This window comes from Pseudomonas sp. TWRC1-2 (genome assembly GCF_049896685.1).
In the GTDB taxonomy this organism is placed as follows: Bacteria; Pseudomonadota; Gammaproteobacteria; order Pseudomonadales; family Pseudomonadaceae; genus Aquipseudomonas.
The window spans coordinates 98567-107045 of sequence record NZ_JAFCUU010000013.1; the positions used below are offsets into that span (position 1 = coordinate 98567).

The window sequence follows — 8479 nt, forward strand, 5'->3', positions numbered from 1 at the left end:
CGATGTTAGGGCTGCCCGCCGCCATGGTCATGTTTTTTAGAGCTCTTTCTTCATCTCTTTATCTACGTGGCGATCGCCCTTGTGCCGCTCGTTTTCTAGATGCTTCGCTTCCTTATCAACATCATGCTCGGCGCGGTCAGCGTCTTTGTCTGCATTACGTACATCCGTGCGCACGTCTGTGGCAATATCCCCCTCGGCGCTAGCGATGCCCGCTTGTGACATGATTCCCGCAGCTAGACACGCCACAACGAATACTCCCTTATATCCACGCATATCCTATCTCCGATTTCAGTCGTCCCTGATTGGGTCTAGTAAAACTAGACGGAGAATTGAAGGTTCTCAATGCTGGAGTCGACGTTTTCTAAGCGCGTATAGAGGCGGGACTCAGCGCGGAGGCTGAGAGATCAAAGGCGCCTCGGCATAGCACAAAATTGGGTGCTCTCGCCTTATCGAGATTCAGGTCGAAAACCTCCCTGTTGCAACCACTCGGTCAATAGACCTGCGCTCAGAGGCTTAGTAATCAAGTACCCTTGGGCCTCGGTGCAGCCCCATTGGCTAATGAGGGACAGAATCTTTTCGGTTTCAACTCCCTCTGCTACTACCCGATATCCCAGTCCTTTAGCGAGCTCGATCAATGTCTTAACGAGTCGCTTGTCTTTTTCATTTGCATTGAGGTTGCTAATTAGTGATTGGTCAAGTTTCACCGTGTTAACTGGAAGCTGTCGTAGATATGACCAGTTGCTGTAACCAGTGCCAAAGTCGTCCACAGAGACCTCTATGCCCAATTTTCGTGCGCGCTCCAGTTGCGCTATTACCGTTACGGGTTCGGACATAAGCATGCTTTCAGTGAATTCCAGCTCTAAATCGTCTGGATCAAGGTCGCTCTCGCCTATAAGGTCTTCGATTCGATCTACGAAATTCGAATTTTCAAGGTCGCCAACAGTTACGTTCATGGCCACTCTCAATTTAATCCCTTGTTCCTTCCACTCTTTTGCTTGAGTGGCAACTGCATCAAGTACCCAGAAAGTCAGAGGTCGCATTAATGCAGTCTTTTCAGCCAAAGGAATAAATTCAGCTGGACCTATAGGGCCGAGTGTCGGGTGGGTCCAGCGGATTAACGCCTCAACACTTTCGCAGGAAAAATCCGACAGGTTTACTTTCGGATGGAAAACCAAATTTAATTGGCTGGCTGACCGGACGGCCTCAGATAATGAGCTTAGTAGCACAAACGCCCGTTTCTGTGCTGCATCTAACTTCGGTTGATACAGTGACCATCCCAGATTGCGAACTCTAGCGTCGTCAGCAGCTCCAACCACTAAGCGAAGCCAGTCTTTCTCCCCTGAGTCGATAAGAGGTAACACGCCAATGCCTGTCTGCATCTGTATGGGAATCCCTTTGCAATCAACCGGCCGTTCAAAATCTGATAGTATCTTCATACACAGAGTCTCTATAGGGTCTATCGCATGTAGAAGAAAGCCAAATCGTGTAGGGCTGATTTTATATAAGACGCAACCTTTTGGTAATATCGCTTGAAGGCGAGTCTTGACGTTGAGCATTAGTTCCTGTGAGAAACTGTACCCGAGAGCTTTTACAACGTCGTTTAGAAATTTAGGTGAGATAACGTCCACAGCATAAAGATAATGTTCTTCGTCAGTGGTGCTGACGAGTCTTATATCTTCTTCCAATCGGAGTCGATTAAATAGGCCAGTTGGCTGGTCAATGTAGGTGCGTGAGCGTAAGCCCGTCATTCGCATAATTACGAGTTGAGCGAAATAAACGAGCATTCCCATGTCTCGTTTGCTCATTGGTTCTCTACGAGATGTATCGATAATGCAGAGACTACCGAGAGAGAAGCCGTCATCTGTAAGAAGAGGCGCGCCAGCGTAATACCTAATATAAGGTGGTCCATTTACCATAGGGTTATCTTTGAAGCGTTCGTCCATTCTAGCGTCTAAAACCTCTAAAGGGTTTTTGTCAAAAAGCGAGTGCGCGCAGAACGAAATACCGCGAGATGTTGAGTGTTCTGGGATTCCAATCCGAGCTCTAAACCATTGCTTATGCTCATCTACAATGGATATCAGTGCGATCGGTGCGTTGAAATATTCTGAAGTGATAGCGATTAACTTTTCGAAAACCTCATCACTCTCTTGGTCGCATGAGCAAAATTCTGCCACGCGCTTCAAGCGCACCTCTTCATAATCTGGGGTCGAATCGGCAGCATCCATGATCACCTCCGCTTGGAACACATATGTGTGTGAACATATCAGATGCTCATCACCAATTCGACTGCATTTATCTATGATGGTCATAGCTTTATTCGGTAGGATTGGTGCCGAAAGCGAGCTCATATGTTTAGGGTCGCCTAAAGCCGCTAACAATTCCCCTGAAATACTTGATGCTTAGCAACTGTAGCTATAAAAAATCTCCTTTTATCACAAAATGGAGTTGCGTCGAGTGAGAAAGTGAGAGATTATTCGCCCATACTGTCGATCTTACGCGTTTTGAGTTTGTGTGAAAAAAATGACCGCGCCGCTTCATTTTTCGCATCCATGGCTGGCTTTCTTTTCCGAACGCTGCGCAAACGGGGCAGATAAGGTGTCCTCATCGACCCGATCCCGAGCAAAGTGCGCACGTATCTAGATCTCTCCGGCCAATGCCAATGGAGAGGAGTGCTGCTTCGAACCTCTCGCCGTCCCTCATATTCGACAACCAAAGTTTTTGGAATATTTGGCGCTAGGCCTTCCGCATGATCTGCACACTGAGTTGGGCGTCGATTTAATATCGACCTCACTTTAATTTCATTGATTGTGACGTCCCTATTCGGGCACCCAGCATTCGCTGGATTTTTCCCGATAAGAGGCACAGAAAAGATCTGTACCCTCAATTCAGCCCAGTGAGCGGCTAGGTACCCGCGGTCAGGGCTCAGACTCAGATCGAGCAAATTGCGCGGGTGGTTATGAATGATGCGCAGTCTTCTCGCATTACTGTTCTCGTAACAGAAATTTCTGCGATGAAACTGCAAATACTTGGTGAGTCTGGAGAAGGATAAGAGGATAAGTTTTTTTGGAGCGCCGCTTGACCGAGGTCGAGTAGCGCCTTGCAGGTTGATCAGTCGTCAACTTTGCTAAATTTGCTAAAAACGTACTTCCGCAACTGACGGACGGTCATTCACTTTTCATTCGATATCCAATTAGCGCCAGAACTATGGTTGACAAGTTTGATACCAATTAGTACGTATCCAATGCTCATAATTTTCCCTTTTTAGAGCTGTTTCTTTAGTGGGATTTCGATACTAGCTGTAATAACTGGCCCGCCATTATGCGGGCTTTTTCGTTTTCTGCCCCGCCACCCCTCGCTCTGAGCAGGGAGTGCAGCCTGCTAACCCCGTTTCAAGCAAGTTCTACTGCGCCGTTCGGACGCTTGGGTATTTCATCGTCGTGAATACCACTCACCGCTTTGATTGATATGCGTTCGGGTGCGCTGAGGGCTAAATACACCGTATCTTCAACGACCTTAGCCACGTTGATTTGGATTTCGTCGCCTATACGCAAGCGCTTATTGGGAGTTCTAGTAATGACTAACAAAAGGCGATCCTCTCTGCTCAATTACTCATTTCGACGTCAATATTCCCTATCCGAAGTAAAATTGATGTAGGAATTATCTGATTTTTTGTGTGGAAATATCTTTTTGTCTCCGCTTCTGAATGATGCGGAACATGCAATTATTGAATCCCAGAATGGGAATAAATGCGGTTTGGAGTGAAGATGGACCCTACTGACCTAGGCCCAGGCACAGCTACCTGGCTGGGCGGTAGTGCCACCGTGGTACTGGGCGGCCTGCTATGGTTGCGCCGGTTCCTTTCTAAGGATGCAACTGACCGAGCAATGGACAGCGCCGATATCGGCACACTGAAGCGACTAAACGAGTTGCTGAACCAGGAGCGCGCCGCTCGCAAAGAAGCCGAGGCCCGCGCCGATCAATTCGCGAAGGAGCGGAATGACCTGGCAGCTGCCGTTGGGCGCATGGAAGGTAAGATCGAAGCGCTCACCAGCCAGGTAGCTCAACTCACTGACCGCGTGACGCAGCAGAGCGATGAGATCACCCGCCTTCGCACCAAGCTGGGAGGAATCGCCTAATGGACAGATGCGCATTGGAATTTATCGCACGCCGCTGGTGGCGCCGGGCCGAAGTTTGGACCATTGCTGTAGTGCTGGTGGGTGGTGGGGCAGTACTGGGTTACCAAGCCGCATACTGGTCGCTCGCTGATAAGCAGAGCAGCCAAGTGACCGACATGCGAAAAGCCTACGACACCGCCATGACTGAGCGCGACAAGCGCCTAGAAGAGCTGAGCCGCCGAACCGGTACCGCCGCCGACCAAGCCACGAAGGCTGCGACGACTGCTGCCAAAGCTGCCGACAAAGCGGATGAAGTCCTAAACCGAGCACCCCAGTGATGGCGTACTGCGGGTGCGCTGCCTACTTAGTTAAGTAGATTAGGTTGCTGGACTCCTGAGCAGGCTAGATGAACGCTCAGATCGTCATAAGCAAGAGTAAGTGAGTGCAACATCGCTCTATACGTTTATCGCTTGACGAGGTGCAGCGCGTGCTTCCCTCTTCGAGCAGGACTATGCATTGCTCCATCGAGGACGCTCAGCCGGCGAACTTGCGCTTGAAGAGCAATCATTGCACCTTTGAGGTGCTCAATTTGGTCTATGAAAGATGGATCTTGAGCAAGTGGAGTGCCTTTGATCATTGCGAGGGTACTTGCCAGCTGCCTGTAATTATTTGCGGCATGGGCAAGCTCTCGTTCAATTTCTTCTTTATTCACTAGCGCTCCAAATTTTTTATTTGCACCTAAATATAGGTCGGCACTGGCGCTCAGAAAGTTTAATTGGTGTGACGAGCGGCTAACGGTACGCCGTACCCAACGCGCCATATTTTTCGAATGCGCCCAAACGTGGCGCGAGGCTTTGCAACTGAGCAACCTCGTCCGACTGCTTCACAGTACGCCAGTGATCCCGGATATCAATACTGCGGTAAGCGCTATCGACAAGGCTATTGCCGATGCCACGGCAGCGTTGTCTACCAGCGTTCCTAAAGGCTTGATCATTGGATTGCTCCATGGTCACCATGCAGGCCTATGAGATGGTATCTCAATGAATACCATTGCCCACTAAAACGGCCTGATCGATTGTGACTTTGAGGTAGCCAGCGGTGAATCAGCACCGATACTGCTCGCTATCGTCTGTTAATAAATGAGATTTGAGCTTCCACTCTCGCCCGAATGGCGCTGGATTTCCCTTGGAAGTGAATGGTTCCCTTTGGATAGATGTTGATTACCATGCCATCAGGAAATACAAACTGTAGGGCTCCGACCGCATTGACCGCAGACCGACTGGCATCAGGGTATGCATTTTCAATATGCTTAACGAGTCTTCGGGGGTCATGGCATGACATCACCATTTGCTGCTCCTTAGCTATGCGAGTCACATATTTGCAGGTATTAGCTACTTATTTCAAGTTTGGAAAGGTGTGATTTTGAGTTGGCCGAGACCCCCTCCCTCAGCGCTTCATCTGGCCGATCTGCCAGACTTCCTAATTCGCCTAACACCAGCGCCGGAGGTATGGGACTGGCTACAAGCCGAGATACTTGCCGACACCGGCAGCCTTTACAACCAAGACCATGCCCATTTGCTGGATGCAGGTATCCGTGTCATGTGGGCGTCGTCGAGCTTCGAGAAACAGGGACTCACAGTTCTTGGCCAGGCCGAACAGGTAGCGTTCCGCGCCGGCGGTTGGCAGAAAGCCCGGATGGAGCAACAGATGCGTGATTGGTTCGGCGATGTGCCGGCCTTCATCATCACCCTGGCGGCCGACTACTGCGCCCAGTGCAGCGACCTTGAGTTCTGCGCCCTGATCGAACACGAGCTGTATCACCTGGCTCATGCGACCGACAAGTACGCTCAACCAGCATTCACCCAAGACGGCGCACCGAAGATCAAGCTGCAGGGCCACGACGTTGAAGAGTTCGTCGGTGTCGTCCGCCGTTATGGTGCAAGCCCTGACGTTCAAGCGTTGGTGGACGCTGCAAACAGTCCTGCTGAGGTGGGGAAATTGAACATATCGAGGGCCTGCGGAACCTGTCTGCTCAAGTCGGCCTGATTTTAGACAGGTTAAGACGGATGATCGCCAATGGCAGCTCTTCGAAGTGAGGTGAAAGCCTTTATTGTTCAGGCTCTCGCGTGCTTTGATACACCTTCTCAGGTGGTTGAGGCGGTCTTAAAAGAATTCAACGTTGTTGTCACTCGTCAGCAGTGCGAATCACACGACCCAACAAAGGCAGCCGGTAAGGCGCTGGGCGAGAAGTGGGCAACGATGTTCCGAGAGAGCCGCAAGCGGTTCCGCGAAGAGACTGAAGACATCCCGATCGCCAATCGAGCCTTCCGACTGCGCGCCCTGAGCCGCATGGCTGAGAAAGCCGAAGGCATGAAGAACATGGCGCTCACTGCCCAGCTACTGGAGCAGGCTGCCAAAGAGTGCGGCGACATCTACGTCAACCGGGCACGGAAGGAAGAGGCCGGTGATGAACCGGTGATCCCGACCCGCATCCAGGTCGACGTGGTGGATGCGAGGAAGCCGAATGCCGAGCCTTAACGTTCCGCAGGCTCAGTTCCTCACGCTGCCTCACAAATTCCGTGCGTTCGTTGCCGGGTTCGGCTCAGGCAAGACCTGGGTGGGCTGTTCGGCACTGAGTAAGCACTTCATGGAGTGGCCCGGCGTCAACGCTGGCTACTTCGCACCGACTTACCCGCAGATCCGGGACATCTTCTATCCGACCATGGATGAGGTGGCCTACGACTGGGGGCTCAAGACCAAGATCAACCAGGCGAACCACGAGGTTCACATCTACAGCGGTCGGCAGTACCGCGGCACTGTGATTTGCCGGTCGATGGAGAAACCGCAGACGATTGTCGGTTTCAAGATTGGTCACGCCCTGGTGGATGAGCTGGACGTACTGACTGCCATCAAGGCTCAGCAGGCCTGGCGCAAGATCATTGCCCGTATGCGCTACAACCTTCCGGGGCTGAAGAACGGCGTGGACGTCACCACGACGCCGGAAGGCTTTAAGTTTGTCTTCCTGCAATTCGTGAAGCAGTTGCGCGACAAGCCGTCACTGAAAGAGATGTACGGCCTGGTGCAGGCCAGCACGTTCGACAACGAGCTGAACCTGCCGGATGACTACATCGCCTCTCTGATGGAGTCATATCCGCCCCAGTTGATCATGGCGTACCTCAAGGGCCAGTTCGTCAACCTTACGTCGGGAACGATTTACACGGCTTACGACCGCAAGCTCAACGGGTGCTTCGACACCGTGCAGCCCGGCGAGCCGCTGTTCATCGGTATGGACTTCAACGTCGGGAAGATGGCGGCGATCACCCACGTCAAGCGCGACCAGGGGTTGCCCAGGGCCGTGGATGAGCTTATCGACGGTTACGACACGCCCGACATGATCCGCCGGATCAAAGAGCGCTACTGGCAGCACGACGGCAACGACTTCAAGAAGACGTGCGAGATCAGGATTTACCCGGATGCCTCGGGTGATTCACGCAAGTCCCTGAACGCCAGCATCACCGACCTTGCCATGCTCAAGCAGGCCGGGTTCGCGGTCATCGCTCCAGCGGCAAACCCGCCCGTGAAGGACCGAATCAACGCAATGAACGCCGTCTTCTGCAATGCGCAGGGCGAGCGCCGCTACCTGGTCAACCCGTTCACCTGTCCAACTTATGCCGATGGCCTGGAGCAGCAGGTGTGGGGCGCGAACGGGGAGCCAGACAAAACCGCCGGCATCGATCACGCGAACGACGCCGGCGGCTACTTCATCCACCGCGAGTACCCGATCATCAAACCGGTCACCGCTATCAAAATGGGATACGCCCGATGAGCAACGACGTCTCCTTCAAACGGGCGGAATACACGGCAGTCCTGGACCGCTGGGCGACCGTTCGCGACGTCTGCGCGGGCCAGCACCGGGTAGTCGATCGGCTGCCGTACATAAACGCGCACGACAAGTCGCCGGAGAACGAAGACCGGAATCGGGCTTACCGCGAGCGGGCGGTGTTCAAGAACGCAACCGGGCACACCCGTAACGGGCTGCTGGGTCTGGCCTTCCATAAAGACCCGACACTCACGGTGCCGAAGAAACTGGAATACCTGCAGGACAACGCCAACGGCTCCGGAGTGAGCATTTATCAACACTCCCAGGGCACGCTTGAAAAGGTGCTTGAAGCTGGTCGCCACGGTCTGTACGTCGACTATCATCAGGACGACGGCATCGGCGGGCACTCGGTGATCCTGTCCTACTGCGCTGAAGACATCATCAACTGGCGCACAGGCATGGTGAACGGTCACAGCGTGCTGACGCTGGTGGTCCTGCGCGAGTCGCCGGAGATTCCTGACGGCTTCGGCTACAAGACGGCTGA

The 8479-nt window shown here is 52.7% G+C and carries 9 protein-coding genes and 1 pseudogene; 6 read left to right on the forward strand and 4 right to left on the reverse strand.

Translation table 11 applies throughout. From position 1 onward, the window contains the following. Nucleotides 1–36: 36 nt before the first annotated feature. From ACP7B3_RS27815 to ACP7B3_RS27825, 3 genes are all read right to left on the reverse strand, one after another. The gene (locus ACP7B3_RS27815; RefSeq protein ID WP_145163859.1) at nucleotides 37–273 is read right to left on the reverse strand and encodes a hypothetical protein; all 237 of its coding nucleotides are present in this window, start codon (nucleotides 271–273) and stop codon (nucleotides 37–39) included. Between the two features lie 173 nt (nucleotides 274–446). Continuing rightward, complete coding sequence (locus ACP7B3_RS27820) at nucleotides 447–2225, reverse strand: sensor domain-containing phosphodiesterase (RefSeq protein WP_145163861.1); 1779 nt, start codon at nucleotides 2223–2225, stop codon at nucleotides 447–449. Nucleotides 2226–3389: 1164 nt separating this feature from the next. After that, a complete protein-coding gene (locus ACP7B3_RS27825) occupies nucleotides 3390–3605 on the reverse strand; it encodes a carbon storage regulator (protein ID WP_145163863.1) in 216 nt (71 codons plus the stop codon). A 159-nt stretch (nucleotides 3606–3764) separates the two neighbouring features. On the opposite strand from ACP7B3_RS27825, the gene ACP7B3_RS27830 reads away from it, so the two are divergent. Together ACP7B3_RS27830 and ACP7B3_RS27835 are read left to right on the forward strand one after the other, a co-directional pair. After that, complete coding sequence (locus ACP7B3_RS27830; RefSeq protein WP_025856073.1) at nucleotides 3765–4136, forward strand: chemotaxis protein; 372 nt, start codon at nucleotides 3765–3767, stop codon at nucleotides 4134–4136. Continuing rightward, nucleotides 4136–4453 carry a hypothetical protein gene (locus tag ACP7B3_RS27835; protein ID WP_145163864.1) on the forward strand — a complete coding sequence of 106 codons (318 nt, stop codon included), beginning with the start codon at nucleotides 4136–4138 and terminating at the stop codon, nucleotides 4451–4453. The genes ACP7B3_RS27830 and ACP7B3_RS27835 overlap by 1 nt, the downstream gene beginning before the upstream one ends. 125 nt (nucleotides 4454–4578) lie before the next feature. Here ACP7B3_RS27835 and ACP7B3_RS27840 read toward each other — a convergent pair whose 3' ends face one another. Next, nucleotides 4579–4827: a hypothetical protein gene (locus ACP7B3_RS27840; protein ID WP_145163866.1), complete on the reverse strand. Its 249-nt coding sequence runs from the start codon at nucleotides 4825–4827 to the stop codon at nucleotides 4579–4581. 710 nt (nucleotides 4828–5537) lie between these two features. Here ACP7B3_RS27840 and ACP7B3_RS27845 point away from each other — a divergent pair. The 4 genes and pseudogenes from ACP7B3_RS27845 to ACP7B3_RS27860 all read left to right on the forward strand — a co-directional run. Next, entirely contained in the window at nucleotides 5538–6161 is a 624-nt protein-coding gene (locus ACP7B3_RS27845; protein ID WP_145164111.1) for a putative metallopeptidase, read from the forward strand. 30 nt (nucleotides 6162–6191) lie between these two features. Then, a complete protein-coding gene (locus ACP7B3_RS27850; RefSeq protein WP_242201978.1) occupies nucleotides 6192–6653 on the forward strand; it encodes a DUF2280 domain-containing protein in 462 nt (153 codons plus the stop codon). After that, on the forward strand, nucleotides 6640–7941 hold the full coding sequence (locus ACP7B3_RS27855; protein WP_145163871.1) for a terminase large subunit domain-containing protein: 1302 nt from the start codon (nucleotides 6640–6642) through the stop codon (nucleotides 7939–7941). The genes ACP7B3_RS27850 and ACP7B3_RS27855 overlap by 14 nt, the downstream gene beginning before the upstream one ends. Next, nucleotides 7938–8479, forward strand: a pseudogene (locus tag ACP7B3_RS27860) (DUF4055 domain-containing protein); the annotation flags it as partial. The gene ACP7B3_RS27855 and the pseudogene ACP7B3_RS27860, both read left to right, overlap by 4 nt.